The following is a 19,559-nucleotide window of genomic DNA, read 5'->3' as shown; positions in this document are numbered from 1 at the left end:
TTCCTTTCGGGGGTGCGGTGCGCGGGGGCCGTCAGCGGACGAGGCGCGGGGCTGCCTCGAGCAGCGCCCGCGTGTACGGGTCGGCGGGCGACCGGAAGATCTGCTCGGCGGATCCCGTCTCGACGATGCGGCCGGCGGACATGACGGCCACCTCGTCGCTGACGTGCTGGATCACGCCGAGGTCGTGCGAGATGAAGAGGTAGCTGAGGCCGAGCTCGCGCTGGAGGTCGTCCAGCAGATCGAGTACCTGGGCCTGCACCGAGACGTCGAGCGCCGAGACGGGCTCGTCGCAGACGATGATCTCGGGGCGCGGCGCCAGGGCGCGCGCGATGGCGACCCGCTGGCGCTGGCCTCCCGAGAGGTGCAGCGGGCGGCGGCGCAGCACGGTCGAGGGCAGCCCCACCTCGTCGAGCAGCCGGGCGATGTCCGCGGTCGCCGGACCGGGCCGGGACCCGAGCGCCTCGGCGAGGATGTCCTCCACCGACAGGCGCGGGTCGAAAGAGCCGAGCGGGTCCTGGTAGACGGCGCCGATGCGGTGCCGCTCGCGCCGGCGGTCGCGTTCGGAGGCGGCCGTCCACGGTGCGCCGAACAGCGTCACGGCGCCCGACTCCGGCTCGGTGATCCCGAGCGCGACGCGCGCCGCGGTGGTCTTGCCGGAGCCCGACTCCCCCACGAGCCCGAGGGTGCGGCCCCGGTGCAGGTCGAAGGAGACCCGGTCGAGCACGAGCCGCGCCGTGCCGTCCGGGTTGCGGTAGTGCTTCACCAGGTCGCGCGCCTGCAGCACGACCTCGGCGGGCGCGGCCGGCGCCGGGGCCGCCTCGCGCGGAGGAGGCGCCGTCTCGCTGAGCCGGGTGCCGCGCGGGCGATCCGCCGGCACGGCGGCGATCAGGCGCCGCGTGTAGGCGTCGCGGGCGTCGAAGAGCACCTGCTCCGCCGGACCGTGCTCGACGATCTCGCCGCCGTTCATCACGGAGATGTCGTCGGCGACCCGGCCCACCACCGCGAGGTCGTGACTGATCAGGAGGATGGCGGTGCCGCGCTCCTTGAGCTCCTCCAGCAGTGCGAGGATCTGCTCCTGCACGGTCGCGTCGAGCGCCGTCGTCGGTTCGTCGGCGATGAGCAGGGGCGGCTGCAGCGCGATCGCCGAGGCGATCAGGGCACGCTGCCGGAGGCCGCCGGACAGCTCGCCGGAGCGCTGCCGGGAACGCTGCGCGGGCTCCGGGACGCCGGCGGAGGCCAGCAGCTCGAGCACGCGCTCGCGCCGCTTCGCCGGGGAGAGGCGGGTGTGCAGGCGCAGAGCGTCGTCGATCTCGCGCCCGACGGGGCGCAGCGGGTCGAGGGAGACCAGCGCATCCTGCAGCACGTAGCCGACCTCCTTGCCGCGCACCCGGCGCAGGCCGCGGTCGCTGAGGCGCAGGATGTCGCGGTCGCCCACCGAGAGGCGGTCGGCCTCGGTGCGCGCCGCGGGACCGTTCAGCCCCACGATGCTGCGGGCGGTGACCGACTTGCCCGACCCGGACTCGCCCACGAGGGCGAGGCACCGGCCGGGTTCGATGCGCAGGTCGACGCCGCGCACGACCGGGGTGACGGCGCGGTCGGCGCGGAACCCGACGGTCAGCCCGCGGACGTCCAAAATGGGTTCGGTCACGGTCGTGCCTCTCTGACGCGCTTCTGCAGGGCGTGCCCGAGCACCGTCGCCGAGGCGGCGCTCAGCACGATCGCGATGCCGGGGAAGACGGTCAGCCACCAGGCGTTCCCGATGTAGGTCCGCCCCGCGGCGAGCATGGCGCCCCATTCGGCGGCCGGCGGCACCGACCCGAGGCCGAGGAAGCTGAGCGAGGACGCCCACACGATCGCCTGCCCGATGCCGAGCGTCGCGAGCACGAACACCGAGGTCAGCACGTTCGGGAGAATGGTGCGGCGCAGGATGGTCGCCGGCGACCGTCCCAGCACCCGCGACGCCTCGACGTAGCCCGACCGGCGCACCGACAGGATCTGCGTGCGCAGGATGCGCGCGTAGCCGGGGGCCGTCGCCAGGCCGACCGCGATCGTCGAGGTGACCACTCCGGCTCCGAAGATCGCGATGAACACCAGGGCGAGCAGCAGACCGGGGAAGGCGAACATCACCTCGAGGAAGCGGTTCACGGTGAAGTCGGCGGCGCGGCCGCCCAGCGCGGCGAGGCCGCCCAGCACCACGGCCAGCACCATCCCGATCGCCGTGGCCGAGAAGCCGATGAGCAGCGACGGGCGGGCGCCGTAGATCACGCGGGTGTAGACGTCGCGGCCCGACTCGTCCGTACCGAACAGGTGGGCGGCGGAGGGAGCCTGGAAGGCGTCGGCGGGGGCGATCGCCAGCGGATCGGCGTGCGTGAAGAGCTGGGGCACGAACACGGCCAGCAGGAGCACGAGCAGGATCAGTCCGGCGATCGTCTCTCCGGCGCGCGGCAGGCGCAGCCGACGGGCCCGGCGCGGAGCGGCGGGAGCCGGGACGCTGCCGGCGTCGGGCGCGGGCGCGACCGCCGGGCGGTCGGCGTCGAGGTCGATGGTCATGGGTTCTCCCGAGGGGGCCGGAGGTGCGTGCGGGCGGTCACCGCTGCACCTGGCGCAGACGCGGGTCGGCGATCCGCTCCGCGAGGTCGCCGACGAGGGTGACGATGATGTAGACGAGCGCGACGACCAGCACGATCCCCATCACCAGCGGGATGTCGCGGACGAGCACCGCGCTGAGCAGGGAGCGGCCGAGTCCGGGGCGCGAGAACACCGTCTCGACGACGACGGCGCCGCTGATCAGGGAGCCGAACGCCCATCCCGAGAGCGCGATGCCGGGCAGCGCCGAGTGCCGCAGCGCGTGCCGGAGGCGGACGCCGGTCTCGCTCTCGCCGCGCGCCCGGGCGGACGTGACGAACGGGGCTTCGAGCGCCGCCAGCATGGACTCGCGCATGGACTGGCCGAGGAACCCGGCGAGCGGAAGCGCCAGCGTGATGACCGGGAGCACGAGTCCCGCCGGCCCGGGCACGCTGGTGGCGGGCAGCCAGCCGAGGGTCGCGCTGAAGACGATGATCAGCATCGTGCCGAGCCAGAAGTGCGGCACGGCCGCGGCCGTCACTTCGAGCACGGTCGCGACGCCGGCGGCGATGCGGCCACCGCGCGTCGCCCAGAGCGCGAGCCCGATCGCCAGCAGCCACGCGACGATGAGCGACACCGCCGCGAGGATGAGCGTGTTGCCCAGCTGCTCGCCGATGAGGGTCGTGACCTTGGTGCGCAGGGCGTAGGAGGTGCCGAGGTCGCCCGTCGCGAGCCGGCCGATCTCGGAGAGGTACTGCTGCCACAGCGGACGGTCGAAGCCATACTCCGCCCGCACCTGGGCGAGGGCCTGCGCGGTCGCGCGCGAACCCGGACCGCCGAGGACCGCCTCCGCCGGGTCCCCCGGGATCAGCCGGATCCCGAAGAACGTGACCGTCGCCACCGCCCACAGCACGAAGACCGCGCCGATGGCACGGCCGGCCACCCACCGCGCGGCGCCGAAGCGTCGCGCGGCGGGTGCACCGGCCGGGGCGGCGACGGCTGTCACTTGTCGAGCCAGGCGTCGTAGAACGACGGCAGCGTGAGCGACGGGAGGAAACGGATGCCCTTCACGTCGGCCCGGTAGCCGAGGCGCGTCTGCTGGTCGTAGATCGGCAGCGTGACGTTCAGGGCGGCGATCGCGTCCTGCGCCTTCTTGTAGAGGGCGGCGCGCTGGGCGTCGTCGGTGGTCGCCTCCGCCTGCGTGAGGTACCCGTCGATCTCGGGTCCGAGGTCGCCCGCGTTGTTCGAGTGGTAGCCGTTCACCGTGGTGGAGGTGGCGTTCTTCGACCAGTAGATGATGCGCAGCACGTCGGCCGAGTTCTTCGTGTAGTAGATCGGGATGGCGTCGTAGTTCCAGGCGTAGTTCTGGCTCCACCAGCCGGCCGAGTCCTGCGGGTTCAGCTGCACGTCGAAGCCGACCTTCTTCGCGGTGGCCTGGAACTGCTCGTACACGGCCTGCGACAGCGGAACGAAGACGGTGGTCGGGATCACGACGGTGAGGCGCTTGCCGTCCTTGACCCGGTAGCCGTCGCTGTCGCGCGCGCTCCAGCCGGCGGCGTCGAGCAGCTTGCCCGCATCCTTCGGGTCGTACTTCACCGAGACGTCGGAGACGCCGTACCGCGTGGAGGTGCTGAGGAGCGACGTCGACCGGTCGACGGTGCCGAGGTAGACGCTCTTCAGCGCGCTGTCGACATCCAGGGACTCGAAGAAGGCCTTGCGCACGCTCGCGTCGTCGAACGGCGCGCGCGTGGTGTTCAGCGTGAGCTGCACGGGGGCGCCGGGGCGGGAGCCGATCAGGACGGCCAGCGCGGGGTCGCCCTTCGCGGCGACGGCGTTCTCGGGCTGCAGCGTGTCGATCACGTCGGCGTCGCCGCTCTGCAGTGCCGCGAACCGGGCGGACGCGTCGGGCACGAACTTCCAGACGATCTTGTCGAGGTAGGCGGCTCCGGTGTGAGCGGCGCCGGGCGGGGGCGTCGTGTAGTGCGGGTTCTTGACCAGCGTGACGTTGTCCTGCTTCGTCCAGCTCTGGACGACGAACGGGCCGGTGCCCACCGGGCTGACGCAGTTCTCCTCGAGGGAGCGCTTGATCGCCGTCGGCGACTCGATGGGCAGCCAGATCTGCGACAGGGATTCGAGCAGGGCGCTGTCGGGGGTGCTCAGGTTGATCCGCGCCGTGGTGGCGTCGACGATGTCGACGCCCTTCACCGCGTAGAGCGCCAGCCGGCCGGTCGTCGACTGGGTGGAGCCGTCGACCACGCGCTCGATGTTGGCCTTCACGGCCTCCGAGGTGAGCGGGGTGCCGTCGGAGAACGTCACGCCGTCGCGCACGGTCACGTCGACGCTGAGCCCGTCGGCCGCGACCTTCCAGCTCTTCGCGAGCCAGGGCTCGATCGTGCCGTCCTTGTCCTGGTAGAAGAGCGTCTCGAGGTACTGGGAGGCGAGGAGCGCCTGGGGCACGTTGCCGCGGTTCGCGGAGTCGAGGCACGGCGGCTCGTCGTCGCCGGTCGCGTAGACGAGCGTGCCGCCGGTCTTGGCGGTGGCCGCGGTGCTGTCCGCCGCGTCGCCGCCTGCGGCGCAGCCGCTGAGGAGGGCCGTGCCTCCGACGAGCGCGATCGCCGCGATCAGGGTCTTCGTGATGCGCAAGGTCTGCCTTCCTGTAGCAGTGCGGGGGTCTCGGGGGTGCAGGCACCGATCCTGCAAGGGATCCCGCGCCGCGACGTCATCGCATTACGAACGTTTCAACTTGTGTCCGTCGATGAAGCGGCGATATGGGATGACGGGCGTGATCTTGTAAGGTGCGCGCGGTCAGAGCTCGATGCGCGAGGCATCCCCGAGGCTGTGCCAGGTGCGGTTGTGGTAGACCAGCGGCGCCGCCTCCCCCTCCGGGACCTGCGCCTGCAGAGCCTGGACCGCCACGATCGTCGACGTGCCGGCGCTCATCGTGTCGACCACCCGGCCGCGGATCCACGAGTGGGCGGCCGGGAAGTAGGGCTCGCCGGTGATCAGGCGCGTCCAGATGCTCGTGTCGGCGAACCGGTCGATGCCGCTCGTCGCGCACAGCTGCGCCAGGTCGCGCTGGCCCTCCGCCAGCAGGTGCACGACCACGTGCTCGGCCCGCAACAGCGTCGGCGCACTCGACGACTGCGCCGACACGGAGAAGACCAGGAGGGCGGGCTCGGCGCTCACCGAGAAGACGCTCGTCGCCGTGAGGCCGACCGGCCCGTTGCCGTCGTCCGCTGTGATCACGGCGACACCGGCCGCGTGGTTGCGGAACGCCCGCTTGAACTCGTCCGGGCTCAGGCCGACCGAGAAGCCCGCGCGGCGCGAGCCCTGGTCGGGGTCCTCGGTGCTGATCGTCTGCGCATCGCTCATGACGGCTCGTCTCCTCGTTCGCGGTCGGTGTCCGGAACTGCCCATCGTCGTCGCGCGATCGTCCCGGCACGTCTTTTCATTACGCGCTCTTACGGATCCGCGAGAAACTGTCTGCACACGCACGACTCGAGAGGGGAACGACGGCATGAGCAGAGAGAAGCGCCGCGAGGCCGCTGCCGCAGAAGCGGAGGCCCAGGCGGAGGCCGCGATGGAGGCGACGGAGACGGACGACTCGGGCGTCGACGCGGACGAGACCTTGGAGTCGGAGGAGGAGCCCGGCTGAACCGGGCGGCCGCTCAGCCCTGCGGCACGCGGATGGTCAGCGCGCTGTGCTCCACCCGCAGGTGCACGGCGATGACCGAGCCGTTGGGGTCGCCGTCGAGCTGGATCTCCTGCGGCTCGCGGAACCGCACGCGGAGGGTCTTCGCCTGCGCGTAGAGGATGGCGCGCGGCTTGGGCGTCAGCCGGCCGATGAACCGGCCGAACCGGGTGCGGTGCAGCACGCGGTTGAAGGCGAGGCGGTAGCCGATGTTGGTCCAGCCTCCCCCGCCCTTCGGCCGCATGACGACCGCGTCGAGCAGGCCGTCGTCGATGACGGCGTCCGGGATGAGCAGCATCCCGGCCGTCAGACTGCCCGAGTTGCCGACGATGACCGTGTGCGCCCGCATCTCGACGTCGGGCTTGTCGTCCAGGCCGTAGGTCATGTCGAACCGGCGGTTGCCGAGGATGCTCCGCGCGATGGGGTCCGAGTAGGCGAGCCAGCCGATCCGCTTCTTCAGCTTCTGGTTGGTGTGCGCGGCCATGTGGGCGTCGAGGCCGATGCCGGCCATGACGAGGAACGCGCGTTCTTCACTCTCGCCGCCATCGCGCTCCAGCCGGGCGAAGCCGAGGTCCACCGGGCGGTCGTCCCCGTCGAACGCGGTCGCCACGGCCGAGCCGAGGTTGTTCACCGGGAGGCCGAGCTCGCGGGCGAAGAGGTTGCCCGTGCCCGAGGGGATGACCCCGATCGCGATCCCGGACCCGGCCAGCACCGCTGCCGCCGCGCGCAGGGTGCCGTCGCCGCCCGCGACGACGATGAGGTCGGGGGAGGAGGCTGCCGCACGCTCGACGGCCGCCCGGCCATCGTCGTCGGCGCTGGTCTCGAACCACTCCGCGGCCGCCCAGCCGCCCTTCGCCTCCTGCGCCGCCACGGCGCTCTGCAGCGCGGACATCCGCACCTTGGTGGGGTTGACGACGACGGCCGCGCGCCGCTGCCGCGACGCCCCCTCGATGTCAGCGCTCATCCGCCCAGGCTACGCGGGATCGGGGACGGGTCTACTCCCACGCCGCCGCGGCGGTCTCCGACCCTCGCGCCAGCAGGACGACGTCGGCGCCGACGAGGATGAACGAGGCGCCGGCATCGGCGTACGAACGCGCCACCACCGGATCGAAGGCGTTGACGCCGACCGGTTTCCCCGCCTGCCGCACCGCTGCGAACACACGCAGCACCGCGTCGACGACCTCCGGGTGCGTCTGCCGGCCGAGAAGGCCCTTCGACGCCGCGAGGTCGCTCGGGCCGACGAGCACCCCGTCGACGCCGTCGACCGCCGCGATCTCGGCTGCCGCTCCGATGCCCGCCCCGGTCTCGATCTGGACGTACAGCGCCACGTGCTCGTCCGCCCGTGCGAGATAGTCCGGCACGCGGTTCCAGCGCGCGGATCGCGCGAGCGCCGAGCCGACACCGCGGACACCGCGCGGCGGGTAGCGGACCGCAGCGACGGCTGCACGCGCCTCGTCGGCGGACGAGACCATCGGGACGAGGAGGTTCTGCGCCCCTAGATCGAGCACCTGCTTGATCGTGACCGGGTCGTTCTGCGGGACGCGGACGACCGGGACGCACGGGTAGGGCGCCACCGCGGTGAGCTGCGCGAGCACGGACTCCAGGCCGTTCGGAGCGTGCTCCATGTCGATGAGGAGCCAGCCGATCCCGCTCCCGGCGCAGATCTCCGCGACGAGCGGCGATCCGCTGCAGACCCACAGGCCGGCCAGCGGGCGCGACGCCTCCCGCAGCCGATCGCGGAGGGTCGGCGCTAGCTGAAGCGGCATGTGACGGATCCCAGCTCCGCGTAGTCGGCGAACACCGTGTCCCCTCTCTCCACCCACATCGGGCGCGTGAACGAACCGGAGAGGACGATCTCGCCGGCCTCGAGGCGGTCGCCGTGACCGGCCAGCTTGCCCGCGAGCCAGGCCACACCGTTCGCGGGGTGGCCGAGGACGGCCGCGCTCACCCCCGACTCCTCGATCGTCTCGTTGCGGTAGAGGAGTGCACTGACCCAGCGCAGGTCGACCGCGTCCGGTCTCGTCGGCGAGCCGCCCAGGACGACCGCGCCCAACGCGGCGTTGTCGCTGATGGTGTCGACGATCGTGCGGCCGGGCAGCTCGATGCGGCTCGACAGGACCTCCAGGGCGGGGACGACGTACTCGGTCGCCCGGAGGACGTCGAAGATCGTGGTGTGCGGGCCCTCGAGCGGCAGGCCCAGGACGAACGCGAGCTCCACCTCGATGCGGACGTTCGAGAAGCGCGCGTGCTCGATGGCGGCTCCGCTCTCGAACACGACGTCGTCGAAGAGGACGCCGAAGTCGGGTTCGGTGATGCCCGTCGCGGTCTGCATCACCTTGCTGGTCAGCCCGATCTTGTGGCCGACCGGACGCCGCCCGGCCGCGACACCGCGTCGCCGCCACTCGTTCTGCACGGCGTACGCGTCGTCCACGGTCATCCCGGGGTGGCGTGCCGTCAGCAGCGGAACGACGACGCGCTCGCGCTCCGCCTCCGCCAGCTCGTCGGCGATCCGCGCGATGGTCTCAGCGGGGAGCACGGGACGCCTCCGCCTCGAATCGGGCCCGCCAGGCCGGACTCATCGGGAAGAGACCGTCGAGCGACGCGCCCTCCCCCACCCGCGCGGCGATCCAGGCGTCCTCGCGCTCTTTCTCGAGCGCGGCCGCCACGACCTCCTCGGCGATCCCGCGCGGCAGCACGATCACGCCGTCGGCGTCCCCGACGATCACGTCGCCGGGCTGGACCGCGGTCCCTCCGCATCCGATGGTGACGTCGGCCTCCCAGGGCACGTGCTTGCGGCCGAGCACGGCGGGATGCGGGCCGGCGGCGTAGACCGGGATGCCGGCGGCGGAGACCGCGTCCCAGTCGCGCACCCCTCCGTCGGTGACGATCCCGGCCGCACCGCGCGCTCGGGCCCGCAGGGCGAGGATGTCTCCCAGGGTGCCCGACCCGGCCTCCCCGCGGGCTTCGATCACGATGACCTCGCCGGGCTCGACGCTGTCGAACGCGGCCTTCTGCGCGTTCATCCCGCCGCCGTGGGCGTCGAAGAGGTCCTCGCGCAGGGGCAGGTACCGGAGCGTCTTGGCACTGCCCACGAGCCTCTCGCCCGGTCGCAACCGGCGGACGCCGTCGATCGTCATGTGATGGAGGCCGCGTGCGCGCAACTGCCCGGAGAGTGCGGCCACCGGCGTCTGCTCCAGGGCGGCGCGGAGCTCCGGCCCGAGCGGTTCGACGGCGGCCATCAGTGGATGCTCAGGTAGTCCTCGAGCGTCGCAGGGTTCGCCTGCAACAGCGGCTCGCGCACCGGCTCGCCGGGGAACTCGCTCGCTTCGAAGAACCAGCGCCGCGAGGCCGGCATGCCCCAGAGCTGGGCGCGTCGTGGATTGCTGACGTCCCACCGCAGCGGCGGGGTCTCCAGGTCGATGAACTGGTAGTGCGTCGTGAACAGCTCGATCCGGTGCTGATCGGGGTCGCGCAGGTAGAGGAAGAGGGCGTTGCTGATGCCGTGGCGGCCGGGCCCGCGATCGATCTCCTCGCCGAATCCGCGCGCGCCGGCGACGTCGGCCGCGTTGAGCAGCGAGGTCGCGTCTGGCACCGTGTACGCGAAGTGGTGGAGGCGCGGGCCGCGGCCGTTCGTGAAGACGAGGTCGTGGGTGTTGCCCTTGACCTCCATCCAGCTCCCCCAGAGCTCGTCGGTTCCGTCCGTCGCGGTGTACTCGGACAACCGCATGCCGAGACCGGTCCAGAAGTCGGTCGCCGCCTGCACGTCGTAGGTGACGACCTGGTAGTGGTCGAGGCGCTGCGGGAAGCCGGCGCGGAACTCGTCGAAGTCCTGCATCTTGCGGTGGACGACCTCCATCGACGAGGTGAGCTCGATGTGCGTGCCGACCGGATCCCGGAACCGGATGGTCGGCCCCTGGTGGTCCCTCTCGACGCGTTCGTACTCGACGCCGACGGCCTTGAAGTGATTCTCCGCCGCGATGATGTCGGCGTCGGTGCGCACCCGGAGGCCGATCACGAGCGCCTTCGCCTCGTCGGCCCGCTCCAGGGTCAGGCTGTGGTGGGAGGCCTCCTCCAGGCCGCGCAGGTGGATGGCGTCGTCGGTCTCCGTCGTGACGACGAGGCCGATCGTGTCGCGATAGAAGTCGCGGCTCTTCTCGAGGTCCGTCACGGCGAGCGCCACGTGGCTGGCGCGCGTGATGGCGAAGGGCGGGTCCAGGTTCTCGGTCGGCAGCATCGCTGACTCCTTCGGTGGGGATCGTGGATCCAGGTTCCCAGCCGGCCGGCGCCGCGGGAACTATCCCTTCGCTCTGCGCGCCATAGCGATGGGATATGGCCAGGGCTTCGCGATACACTCGCCGCATGGAGCTGCGCCATCTTCGCTACTTCTCGGCCGTGGTCGAAGCGGGGTCGCTCACCGCCGCCGCCGCTGAGCTGCGGATGTCCCAGCCGCCGCTGTCGGTCGCGATCGCGAAGCTGGAGGCCGATGTCGGCGTGCCCCTTCTCGTCCGCAGCCCGCGCGGCGTCGAACCCACCAGCGCCGGGCGCTTCCTGCTCGACGCGTCCTCGCGCATCCTGAGCGAGGTCGACGAGGTCGTCGCCGCCCTGGGACGCTTCGGCACCGGCGTCGCCGGGTCCCTGACCTTCGCGGCGGTCCCCGCGCTGATGTGGCATCGGCTGCCCCAGCTGCTCAAGGCGCATCTCGCGGACGCCCCCGAGGTGGAGGTGCGCCTGGTCGACCCTCCCCCGTGGACCGCGATCGACATGCTCCAGCAGCGGAAGGTCGACCTCGCCGCGATCATGGTCGCGGATCCGCGGCGCTTCGTCCGCCGGTACCGCGGCGCCGTGGACGTGGTCGACTGGGGCAGCGTCCCCCTGGTCGCGGCGCTGCCCCCTGGCGAGGAGGACGCGCCCGATCCGCTCCCGCTGAAGGCATTCGACGGCTCGACCCTGCTGCTCCCTCGCCGGACCTCCGCGGTGCCGAGCCTTCCGGAAGCGGTGACCGAGGCGCTGCGGAAGCACGGTGTGATCCCGGGAGCCACGAGGACGGTCGAGACGATCCAGACGTCCCTGCCGTTGATCGAAGCCGGCGCCGGATGGGCGATCCTGCCCGACCCCGATCACGCCAGCCTGGCCCGCTTCGACGTCGTCGTGCGGAGGATCGAGCCGAACCCGGGGAGTCTTCGGGCCCTCGTCCTCGCCCGGGCGGGCGCTGCCGCCGACCCGGTCGTCGGGCGCCTGCTCGAGCGCATCTCGCGCTGGCCGTCGGCCGCCGCCACCGGCTGACGCTCACGGAGCGGGATACGCCTCCGGCAGGATCGCGACGAGGTCGCACTGCACCAGGGCGCCGTTGTCGAGCTGCGCCGACATCGCCTGGCGGGCGGGGCTGTCGTCCGGATCGGGGAACATCGCCAGCCACTGCCGGTTGAGCGCGTCCCTGTCGCGGTAGTCCGCCAGCCAGAAGGTCAGCTTGATGATGTCGTCGGTCGTCCCGCCCGCGGCGGTCATCAGCTCGCGCACGCGGTCGAAGACGTTCGCCATCTGGGTGTCGAGGTCGGCCGGGAACGCCTTCGTCTCCGGGTCGCGGCCCGTGAGCACGCCCGAGTAGACGTGCCGGTCGATGCGGCTGGCGACCGGGACCGGGTTCGCGTGGGCGAATCCGGCGATGTGGATGCTGGTGCGGCGCGACATGGTGGCGATCGTACTTGACTCACTCCATATGGATCGATATATATTTTGACATATGCGATGACGCGACCGCGTCCGCTCCACTACAGCGAAGTAGGGACCACCCATGCCACACCTCAGCATCCTCGTCGTCGGCGCCGGAATCGGAGGCCTCTCCGCGGCGATCGCGCTGCGTCAGGCAGGCCACGACGTCGTGGTCATCGAGAAGTCGGCCGACGTGCACAGCTCGATCCACGGCGTCGGCATCATCCAGCCGGGCAACGCCCTGCGCGCACTGGATGCGATCGGCTGCGCGGACGCCTGCGTCGCCGTCGGCTACGGCGCCGCAGCGTGGGGCGAGATGGTGGACGTCGACGGCGTGCACCTCCACGACATCCAGGGCATCCGCATCGAGGGCACGAGGTTCCCCCCGATGAACGGAGTGACCCGTCCGCAGCTCCACGACATCCTGACCGCCCGCGCGGCCGAGGTGGGCGTCGTCGTCCATTACGCGACCGCGTTCGAGGACCTCGACGACCGGGGGGACCGCGTCGCCGTGACCACCGCACGCGGCGTGTTCGAGGTCGACGTCGTGGTGGGCGCGGACGGCGTCCGCTCGAAGGTGCGGCGTCACGTGCTCGGCGACGACATCGAGACCACCTACATCGGCCAGTCGGCCTTCCGCCTCAACATCCCGCGCCTGCCGGAGATCGACAGGATCGTGCTCCAGGTCGCCCCGACGGGCGACATGGCGGGCTTCGTGCCGATCGGTCCCGACCTCGCCTACATGTTCTACAACGCGCACATGGAGGTGCCCGAGCGCATCCCCCAGGACCGATTGGCTTCGCGGCTCCGCGCCTACCTCGCACCGTTCGGAGGTCTCGCCGGGCGCGTGCGTGACGAGTTCGTCACGGACGACGCCGACATCGTGCTCCGCCCGGAGGAGACCATGGGCGTGCCGACCCCGTGGCACCGCGGTCGGGTGGTCCTGATGGGCGATGCCGTGCACACGATCACGCCGCACCTCGGGCAGGGCGCCGCGCAGGCGATCGAGGACGGCGTCGTGCTCGCCGAGACGCTGAGCACGCACGACGAGCTCGACGACGCGTTCACCGAGTACACCGATCGTCGCCTCGAACGCTGCCGCCTCGTCGTCGAGACGTCACTCCGCATCGCGGAATGGGAGATGGGCCGCCTCCCCGGCTTCGACAACGTCGCCGCGACGAGGCACGTCCTCGATGCGATGGCGCGACCGCTCTGACCCGGGAGACCCCGCGCGAAGCGGCCGGGCTCTGGGAGAATGACGCCATGGCCGAGACTGCGAGCGCGAGACTGCCGATCATCCTGCGCGAACTGGCCTGGACCATCCACAAGCGCACGCCCGACCGCGCGGGCGTCGGCCCCCTGCCGACCGTGGAGGTCGCCCTGCTCAAACAGGTGATCGACACCCCCGGGGCGACCGTCGGCGAGCTGTCGGCCACCCTCGGCCTGCACCAGCCGAACGCCAGCGCGGCCATCCGGACGCTCGTCGAGCGGGGGCTGGTGGAACGGGTCCCGGACGCCGCCGACCGACGGACCGTCCGGATCGTTGCGACCGATGTCGGGCGCGCAGAGCACGAAGCGATCGCCACGGGGTGGGCCGCCTCCGTCGCGGAGGCGATCGCGCAGCTCGCCCCGGCCGAACGGGCGTCGCTCGAAGCGGCGGCCGGAGCCATGGCCGAGCTCACCCGGCTGGTGCGGAGCGGCCCGGCGACCCCGGATCGCATGTGATTTCTGATAGTATCGCGCGGGACGAAAGGGCGGACGATGGCGTCGAGCAGAGCGGTGCAGGCCTACGACATTCTGCGATCCCGCATCATGGACGGCACCTACGGCGCGGGGTACCGGCTCGTCATCGACCAGCTCGCGCGCGAGCACGACATCAGCTCCGTCCCCTGGCGCGAGGCGCTGCGACGGCTGGAAGCCGAAGGCTGGGTCGACATCGTGCAGAACGCCGGCGCGACGGTCAAGACGTTCGACACCAATTCGTGGCAGCGCACCATGCGGCTGCTGGCGCGGCTCGAAGGCCTCGCCACGGCGCTCTCGGCACCCAACCTCACCCCGGAGGACATCGCCGCCGCGCGGCAGATGAACGTGCGGATGCGCGAGGCGCTGCGCAACCTGGACACGATGCAGTTCGGCGTCCTGAACCGGCAGTTCCACGAGCTGGTCTGCTCCAAGTGCGATGACCCGAGGCTCAACGAGCTCGTCATGGCCGAGTGGGTGCGCATGGACCTCATCCGCCGATCCGCCTATTGGTACGCACCCGGACGCGCGATGGAGTCGGTCGACGAGCACGACGGCATCCTCGACCTCATCGAGGCCGGCAGCGACGCCGACACCATCGAGGCCGCGGCGCGTGATCACGACGTGAAGACGCTCGAGGCGATCACCAAGTATGACGAAGACCTCTCCGACCAGCGCGCGCAGGGCTGAGAAGCCGCCGCCCCTCCGTCAGGGGCGCCCGTCCGCCTCCCAGGAGGCGATGGTCGCCGTGCCGTAGTCGTTCCCGTTCGGCATCCGCAGGGTCGTGTGCACGTGGAACCGGGCCGGGAGCCGGTTGTTCAGCCACACCCCGGCGTGGTTGTCGTACTCGGCGAGGATGACCGGGCTCTGGATGCGGAAGTACACCGGCTGCGAGCCGTCCGTGGCGCCGTACCAGGAGAACCGCGTCTCGGCGAGGTGGGCGTCGAACTCGGCGAGCGTCCGCCGGCGCTGCGGTTCGCGCAGCAGCAGCAGGGAGTCGTCCGCGATCGCGCGGAGCAGTGCGACCTGCTCGGCCGAGAGCCGTCCGGCCGGGATGCCCTCGTACGGCACCACGCGGTTGTCGCGGAACGCGCCGCCGACGTGCCGTTCGTCCGCCGGATGGAGCCGCCCCTCCGGCATGGCGGAATCCAGGACCGACTCGTAGACGACCGCTTCGGCGCGCTGCTCGGGCGTCAACGACGACGCCAGCCGCACGGCGAGACGCTCCCGCTCGTCGAAGAGGGGCGGCCGGTCGCCGGTCGTGGCCGGCTCGCCGCCGATGAACGCCGGAGCGATGACGTCCCGGCCGCCGACCGTGACGAAGTTCACGCAGACGTGGTGGCCGTAGAGCTGCCAGCCCCACGGCTCGGCCGGGGAAGGGGTCCCGAAGAGCGCGAACCAGTAGCTGCGCTCGTTCATGACGTTCGGCAGGTCGGTGAGGTCGCCGAGCAGCCCGTTGAGCGCCATCGCCTCGCGCACTCGCGCATACCCTTCCGCACTGAGCGACGCGGCGACGAGATCGAGGATGGCGTCGGCCTGGTCGTCGGCGACGTCCTCCAAGCGCAGGCCGTTGCGATGGAACACGAACTCCGGGTTGCTCCAGCCCCGCCAGTCCGGTGCGTCGACCGGGTAGCGGACGCGTCGGCGCTGGTCGTCGGAGAGCACGGACAGCGCGCGCTCGGCCGCGGAGACCAGGGTGTCATCGGCAGTGCCCCCGCGCTGCAGGCGGTAGAGCCCCTCCTGCACGACGCCGTCCGCGGTGACGCCGACGAAGGGTTCCGCGTACAACGCGTCCCAGTCGCGCAGGAGCGCGGCGAGGAACTCGTTCTGCTGCCGCACCGCCGTGAACTTCTCGTAGGTCAGTCCGCGCAGCGCGGCGAGCTCCGGGTCGTCGTGCCGCTTCAGGAAGTCGCGGTAGTCCTCGGTCCCGAGCACGACCGCTTCGTCCCTGGCGCTGACGCGGGCCGTCGAGAAGAACCCGTCGATGTCGTCGTCCTGCCGGGTCACGGCGTCACCTCCGGTCGTTCCGCAGGCGTGCGCGCGAGCCGTTGGTGTAGATCGCCCCGACGATGTCGTCGGGGGTGAAGGAACCGGTGAGCTCGCGTGCGATCACGCCGGCCTCGAAGACCAGCACCCGGTCGCAGATCAGGGCGAGCTCGTTCTCGTCGGAGCCCGCGACGACGACGTACCGGCCCGCGGCCGCCGCCTCCCGCACCGCCATCGCGATCGTCTGCCGGGCGCCGACATCCACCGCCTGCGTCGGCTCGTGCAGCAGGAGCAGAGTCGGATCGGTCGCGAGCCATTTCGCGATGAAGACCTTCTGCTGGTTGCCGCCGGAGAGCGTGCCGACGTGCGCCGAGGCCCGCGGCGGCCGCACGTCGAGCCGGCCGATCCACTCCTCGGCGAGCGCGCGCTGGCCCTTGCTCCTGATCGGCAGGAGGGAGGCTTTCGCGCGCGCCGTCCGGGGGAAGGCGATGTTCTCCTCGATCGACATGCCCGCCGCGATGCCGGAGTGCTCCCTCCCCTCCGGGACCAGCGCGATCCCGGACTCGATCGCGGCCGGAGGGGTGAGGCCGGAGAGGTTGACGATCTTCTCCGGCAGCGCGAGCGAACCGGCCTCCGCCCTGCTCACGCCGCTCAGCAGGTAGGGGATGTCGTCGTAGCCCGAGCCCGCGAGGCCCGTCAGCCCGACGATCTCCCCCTGACGCACGTCGAAGGCGACGTCTTCCACGCCGAGTCCGGTGACACCCGTGACGCGGACCGACGGCGCGCCGGGGGTCGCGTGGCTCACCGTCTTCGCGCCGAAGACCTCCAACCCGCGGCCCAGGATGAGGGACGTCAGCTCCGCCTCCGTCATGCCGTCCACGTCCTTGCCGCTGACGACGGTGGCTCCGTCGCGGAGGACGGTCACGCGGTCCGCGGCGTCGACGACCTCTTCGAGGCGGTGGGTGATGAGCAGGACCGAGGTGCCGGTCGCGACGATGTCATGGAGGATGTGGAAGAAGTGCTCCAGAGAACGTCGCCCGAGCGCGCGCGTCGACTCGTCGAAGATGATGAGGCCGCGGCCGGGTGTCGCATCCTGCAGGGCCCGCGCGATCGCCACGGTCGCGCGGTCCTCTTCGCGCAGCGATCCGACCAGTGCGTCGAGCGGCACCGTCCTACCGATGCTCTCGAAGACCTTCTCCGCCTCGGCCCGCTCGTGCTTCCAGTCGATGCGCCGGAACACCCGCGAAGCGTTGAAGCGTCCGACCCGGAGGTTCTCGAGCACCGTGAACGAGTCGACCAGGCCGAGGCTCTGGTGCACGACGGCCATCCCCCGCTCGAGCGCACGGGCCGGCTGGACCGGGAGGGGGAACGGCTCGCCGTCGATCGAGACGGTGCTGCCGGGGTCCGGGGTGTACAGACCGGAGAGGATCTTCGCGACGGTCGACTTGCCGGAGCCGTTCTGCCCGACCAGCGCGTGGATCTCTCCCGGCCTGACGTCGAACGCCACGTCGGAGAGACCGCGGTTGCTGCCGAAGGTCTTGGACAGCGACTCGACCGACAGCCGAGGCGCGAGCGCCGGGGCGGGCGTCGCCGCCCACCCCGGTGCCGAGTGCTCGTCCGTCACTCCGCGCTCCACAGCTTCGCGAAGTCGTCGGGGAACGTCGTCGGTCCGAACCACTCGCCGGACGCCTCGGCCGCCGCGGTCAGCGAGACGCTGCCGATGTTGGTCGGGCTGAAGAGGCGGGTCGGGATCGCGTACTCCCCCACCTTGGTCTTCGTGATGAGCCGCAGGATGATGTCGGCCGACTGCCAGCCCTGGAACGATGCCGCCTGGCCCGCCGCCGCGGCCAGCTGGCCCGACTTGACCGCCTGGTAGGTGCCGAGCACGGCCGCGCCGGAGACCACCTTCACGGTGTCCGCGACACCGGCGGACTGGATGCCGCCCTGCGTCGGCTGGAGGAACTGCGCGAAGTCGGTGAAGACGTAGTCGATGGACGGATCGGCGAGGAGCGCGGCCGAGGTCGACGGCGCCACCTGCGGGAAGTTCGCGGACGAGACCTTGTTGATCGTCGTCTTGCAGTCGGGGCAGTCCTTCTTCAGCTGGGCGAGCGCCGTCTTCATGTACGCCGCGGGCCACGGGCCGTCCGCATCCTGGTTGATCAGGATGTTGGCCTTGCCGCCCGAGTCCTGCGCGATCCACTGCAGGAGCGCGGTGTCGGTCGCCGGAGCAGGGGCGGGCAGGTAGGCGAGGGTCGCGTCCGCCGGGTACTTGTCGTCGGTCGGCCCCTGGTCGGAGACGATCACGGGGATCCCGGCCGCGCGGGCGGCGTCGATGCCGTTGGCGGCGAGCTCGTACGGGACGGCGTCGAGGACGATCCCCGCCGCCCCGGCGCCCTGGGCCTGGCCGATGCAGGCGCCGATGTCGGTCGGCGTGCCCTTGCCGTCGCAGGTCTGGACGGAGATGTCGACGGTGGCGAGCGCCTTCTTGAGGGCGGCGCCGGTGACGGCGAACTGCGGGGCCTGCTGGGTGATCGGGATGTAGTAGATCGTCTTGCCCGCGAGCGCGCTCACGCCCGGGATCGGGTCGGTGGGGATCGGGTACGACGTGGGCAGGGCCTCGGCCGCGGCGACCGCTTTGGCCAACTCGGAGCTGCCTCCGCCGGAGCTGGAGGTCGGAGCCGCGGCGTCGCTCGACGAGCAGCCGGCGAGGGCGAGCGCCGCGAGGGCGACGCCGCTGGCGAGCATCAGTGTCCGGCGCGCCCGGAGTGCTGTGGTGGTCATGTGTTGTGGCTCCTTCTTGACAGCATTGGCAATGCGGATGGGATGGTGCGACCGGCGCTATCTCGTGCGTCGGTTGAGAATGGTCGACAGCGTCACGGCGGTGATGAGCACCGCCCCGTAGAAGACGTTCGCGACCCACGAGGTGGCGCCGAGGAGCTGCAGACCGAGCACACCCGTCGCGAGGAAGTAGACCGCGATGAGCGTCCCGATCGGGTTGAAGCGTCCGGGCTGCAGGATCGCCGTGCCGAGGAAGACCGCGGCGAACATCGGAAGCAGGTAGGTCTGCGAGACGGAGGAGTCGAAGCCGCCGGTCTTCGCGGCGGCGAGCACACCGCCGATCCCCGCGATGACGCCGGCAGCGACGAACGCTCCCAGCCTGATCCGGTTGACCCGCACGCCGGCGAGGCGGCTGACCTCGCGGTTCTCGCCGACGAAGCGCATGTTCCGGCCGAGCGGGGTGAACTGGAGGATGTACGCGAACCCGAGCATGAGCACGAGACCGATGAAGAAGCCGATCGGCAGTCCTCCCTTGATGCCGAAGGTGAACAGCGCGATCTGAGCGAAGCTCTGCGGGAGTCCGCTGATCGGCTGCAGGTTCGTCACCCACATCGCCAGTCCGAGCAGCACAGTGCTCATCCCGAGCGTGACCACGATCGTGTTGACGCCGACGCGCACGACGAGCAGGCCGTTGATCACCCCGACCAGCGCCGCGACCGCGACCGCGACGACGGCGGCGACCCAGACGTCCCAGTGGTAGTTCACATTGAGCACGGAGATGAGCACGGCGGAGAGGCCGAAGTTCGAGGCGACGGACATGTCGACGAACTCGCCGACGATGATCGTGCACAGCAGGCCCGCCGACAGGAAGACGAGTTCGAGCTGGCCCCCGAAGATCACCCGGAACGCACCGGCCGTGAAGAACGTGGACGGCTCGAGGAGGCTGAACAGGATGATGAGCGCGAGCCAGACGACGATGACGGCGTATCGCGACGACCACCAGCCGAAGCCGTGGCGTTCGCGGTCCGGTGTGACGCGCGATATCGCGGCGGTCGCGCTCTCGTGTGTGGTCATCGGTCGTGCTCCCTGG

Annotated in this window: 19 protein-coding genes and 1 pseudogene; 5 read left to right on the top strand and 15 right to left on the bottom strand. The window is 71.3% G+C overall.

Annotated features, from left to right (window positions below; translation table 11 throughout):
- Positions 1-31 precede the first annotated feature (31 nt).
- The 5 genes from FHX33_RS13135 to FHX33_RS13115 form a co-directional block, all read right to left on the bottom strand.
- Positions 32-1,648, bottom strand: coding sequence for a dipeptide ABC transporter ATP-binding protein (locus FHX33_RS13135; RefSeq protein WP_183428603.1), 1,617 nt, complete (start codon positions 1,646-1,648; stop codon positions 32-34).
- Positions 1,645-2,550 carry an ABC transporter permease gene (locus FHX33_RS21660; RefSeq protein ID WP_183428602.1) on the bottom strand — a complete coding sequence of 302 codons (906 nt, stop codon included), beginning with the start codon at positions 2,548-2,550 and terminating at the stop codon, positions 1,645-1,647. The genes FHX33_RS13135 and FHX33_RS21660 overlap by 4 nt, the downstream gene beginning before the upstream one ends.
- A gap of 37 nt (positions 2,551-2,587) precedes the next feature.
- On the bottom strand, positions 2,588-3,571 hold the full coding sequence (locus tag FHX33_RS13125; RefSeq protein WP_051336933.1) for an ABC transporter permease: 984 nt from the start codon (positions 3,569-3,571) through the stop codon (positions 2,588-2,590).
- Positions 3,568-5,208: an ABC transporter substrate-binding protein gene (locus FHX33_RS13120; protein ID WP_021762431.1), complete on the bottom strand. Its 1,641-nt coding sequence runs from the start codon at positions 5,206-5,208 to the stop codon at positions 3,568-3,570. The genes FHX33_RS13125 and FHX33_RS13120 overlap by 4 nt, the downstream gene beginning before the upstream one ends.
- Before the next feature lie 162 nt (positions 5,209-5,370).
- The gene (locus tag FHX33_RS13115; RefSeq protein ID WP_021762430.1) at positions 5,371-5,937 is read right to left on the bottom strand and encodes a flavin reductase family protein; all 567 of its coding nucleotides are present in this window, start codon (positions 5,935-5,937) and stop codon (positions 5,371-5,373) included.
- 145 nt (positions 5,938-6,082) lie between these two features.
- On the opposite strand from FHX33_RS13115, the gene FHX33_RS13110 reads away from it, so the two are divergent.
- Positions 6,083-6,220 carry a hypothetical protein gene (locus FHX33_RS13110; RefSeq protein WP_021762429.1) on the top strand — a complete coding sequence of 46 codons (138 nt, stop codon included), beginning with the start codon at positions 6,083-6,085 and terminating at the stop codon, positions 6,218-6,220.
- 13 nt (positions 6,221-6,233) lie between these two features.
- On the opposite strand, the gene FHX33_RS13105 is transcribed toward FHX33_RS13110, so the two are convergent.
- The 5 genes and pseudogenes from FHX33_RS13105 to hpaD all read right to left on the bottom strand — a co-directional run bounded on the left by FHX33_RS13105 (position 6,234) and on the right by hpaD (position 10,490).
- Positions 6,234-7,220, bottom strand: a complete 987-nt coding sequence (locus tag FHX33_RS13105; protein ID WP_021762428.1) for a diacylglycerol/lipid kinase family protein — start codon at positions 7,218-7,220, stop codon at positions 6,234-6,236.
- Positions 7,221-7,251: 31 nt separating this feature from the next.
- A complete protein-coding gene (locus tag FHX33_RS13100) occupies positions 7,252-8,022 on the bottom strand; it encodes an HpcH/HpaI aldolase family protein (RefSeq protein WP_021762427.1) in 771 nt (256 codons plus the stop codon).
- Entirely contained in the window at positions 8,007-8,792 is a 786-nt protein-coding gene (gene hpaH / locus FHX33_RS13095) for a 2-oxo-hept-4-ene-1,7-dioate hydratase (RefSeq protein ID WP_021762426.1), read from the bottom strand. Before hpaH ends, FHX33_RS13100 begins: the two co-directional genes overlap by 16 nt.
- A pseudogene (locus tag FHX33_RS13090) lies at positions 8,779-9,477 on the bottom strand (RraA family protein); the annotation flags it as partial. The pseudogene FHX33_RS13090 and the gene hpaH, both read right to left, overlap by 14 nt.
- 17 nt (positions 9,478-9,494) lie before the next feature.
- Positions 9,495-10,490 (bottom strand): 3,4-dihydroxyphenylacetate 2,3-dioxygenase, encoded by a 996-nt coding sequence (gene hpaD, locus FHX33_RS13085; protein WP_021762424.1) that lies wholly within the window; start codon positions 10,488-10,490, stop codon positions 9,495-9,497.
- A gap of 125 nt (positions 10,491-10,615) precedes the next feature.
- Here hpaD and FHX33_RS13080 point away from each other — a divergent pair, with 125 nt between their 5' ends.
- Entirely contained in the window at positions 10,616-11,539 is a 924-nt protein-coding gene (locus FHX33_RS13080) for a LysR family transcriptional regulator (RefSeq protein ID WP_021762423.1), read from the top strand.
- Between the two features lie 3 nt (positions 11,540-11,542).
- On the opposite strand, the gene FHX33_RS13075 is transcribed toward FHX33_RS13080, so the two are convergent.
- Positions 11,543-11,944: a RidA family protein gene (locus tag FHX33_RS13075; protein ID WP_021762422.1), complete on the bottom strand. Its 402-nt coding sequence runs from the start codon at positions 11,942-11,944 to the stop codon at positions 11,543-11,545.
- 103 nt (positions 11,945-12,047) lie between these two features.
- Between FHX33_RS13075 and FHX33_RS13070 the strand changes: the two genes are divergently transcribed.
- The 3 genes from FHX33_RS13070 to FHX33_RS13060 are packed head-to-tail and all read left to right on the top strand — an operon-like array spanning position 12,048 to position 14,395.
- Positions 12,048-13,181, top strand: a complete 1,134-nt coding sequence (locus FHX33_RS13070; RefSeq protein WP_021762421.1) for an FAD-dependent oxidoreductase — start codon at positions 12,048-12,050, stop codon at positions 13,179-13,181.
- A gap of 47 nt (positions 13,182-13,228) precedes the next feature.
- Positions 13,229-13,690 (top strand): MarR family winged helix-turn-helix transcriptional regulator, encoded by a 462-nt coding sequence (locus FHX33_RS13065; protein WP_021762420.1) that lies wholly within the window; start codon positions 13,229-13,231, stop codon positions 13,688-13,690.
- A 36-nt stretch (positions 13,691-13,726) separates the two neighbouring features.
- Positions 13,727-14,395, top strand: coding sequence for a GntR family transcriptional regulator (locus FHX33_RS13060; RefSeq protein ID WP_183428601.1), 669 nt, complete (start codon positions 13,727-13,729; stop codon positions 14,393-14,395).
- A gap of 18 nt (positions 14,396-14,413) precedes the next feature.
- Here the strand turns inward: FHX33_RS13060 and FHX33_RS13055 are convergent, their stop codons facing one another.
- From FHX33_RS13055 to FHX33_RS13040, 4 genes are read right to left on the bottom strand one after another with little or no spacing between them, the layout of a single operon-like run.
- Positions 14,414-15,712: a DUF3500 domain-containing protein gene (locus FHX33_RS13055; RefSeq protein ID WP_021762418.1), complete on the bottom strand. Its 1,299-nt coding sequence runs from the start codon at positions 15,710-15,712 to the stop codon at positions 14,414-14,416.
- Positions 15,713-15,716: 4 nt separating this feature from the next.
- Positions 15,717-17,315, bottom strand: a complete 1,599-nt coding sequence (locus FHX33_RS13050) for a sugar ABC transporter ATP-binding protein (RefSeq protein ID WP_051336932.1) — start codon at positions 17,313-17,315, stop codon at positions 15,717-15,719.
- Entirely contained in the window at positions 17,312-18,472 is a 1,161-nt protein-coding gene (locus FHX33_RS13045; protein ID WP_039921740.1) for a sugar ABC transporter substrate-binding protein, read from the bottom strand. Before FHX33_RS13045 ends, FHX33_RS13050 begins: the two co-directional genes overlap by 4 nt.
- Before the next feature lie 57 nt (positions 18,473-18,529).
- Positions 18,530-19,543, bottom strand: a complete 1,014-nt coding sequence (locus FHX33_RS13040) for an ABC transporter permease (RefSeq protein WP_021762415.1) — start codon at positions 19,541-19,543, stop codon at positions 18,530-18,532.
- Positions 19,544-19,559: the final 16 nt, after the last annotated feature.

The organism is Leifsonia aquatica, assembly GCF_014190775.1.
In the GTDB taxonomy this organism is placed as follows: Bacteria; Actinomycetota; Actinomycetes; order Actinomycetales; family Microbacteriaceae; genus Leifsonia; species Leifsonia aquatica.
This window is presented reverse-complemented; position numbering and strand designations above follow the sequence as displayed.

Bases quoted from the DNA above. Each gene is read 5' to 3' on its own strand.
- FHX33_RS13115 (WP_021762430.1), bottom strand. From the start codon at position 5,937: ATGAGCGATGCGCAGACGATCAGCACCGAGGACCCCGACCAGGGCTCG.
- FHX33_RS13080 (WP_021762423.1), top strand. From the start codon at position 10,616: ATGGAGCTGCGCCATCTTCGCTACTTCTCGGCCGTGGTCGAAGCGGGG.
- FHX33_RS21660 (WP_183428602.1), bottom strand. From the start codon at position 2,550: ATGACCATCGACCTCGACGCCGACCGCCCGGCGGTCGCGCCCGCGCCC.
- FHX33_RS13040 (WP_021762415.1), bottom strand. From the start codon at position 19,543: ATGACCACACACGAGAGCGCGACCGCCGCGATATCGCGCGTCACACCG.
- FHX33_RS13105 (WP_021762428.1), bottom strand. From the start codon at position 7,220: ATGAGCGCTGACATCGAGGGGGCGTCGCGGCAGCGGCGCGCGGCCGTC.
- FHX33_RS13100 (WP_021762427.1), bottom strand. From the start codon at position 8,022: ATGCCGCTTCAGCTAGCGCCGACCCTCCGCGATCGGCTGCGGGAGGCG.
- FHX33_RS13110 (WP_021762429.1), top strand. From the start codon at position 6,083: ATGAGCAGAGAGAAGCGCCGCGAGGCCGCTGCCGCAGAAGCGGAGGCC.
- FHX33_RS13075 (WP_021762422.1), bottom strand. From the start codon at position 11,944: ATGTCGCGCCGCACCAGCATCCACATCGCCGGATTCGCCCACGCGAAC.
- hpaD (WP_021762424.1), bottom strand. From the start codon at position 10,490: ATGCTGCCGACCGAGAACCTGGACCCGCCCTTCGCCATCACGCGCGCC.
- FHX33_RS13070 (WP_021762421.1), top strand. From the start codon at position 12,048: ATGCCACACCTCAGCATCCTCGTCGTCGGCGCCGGAATCGGAGGCCTC.
- FHX33_RS13065 (WP_021762420.1), top strand. From the start codon at position 13,229: ATGGCCGAGACTGCGAGCGCGAGACTGCCGATCATCCTGCGCGAACTG.
- FHX33_RS13045 (WP_039921740.1), bottom strand. From the start codon at position 18,472: ATGACCACCACAGCACTCCGGGCGCGCCGGACACTGATGCTCGCCAGC.
- FHX33_RS13060 (WP_183428601.1), top strand. From the start codon at position 13,727: ATGGCGTCGAGCAGAGCGGTGCAGGCCTACGACATTCTGCGATCCCGC.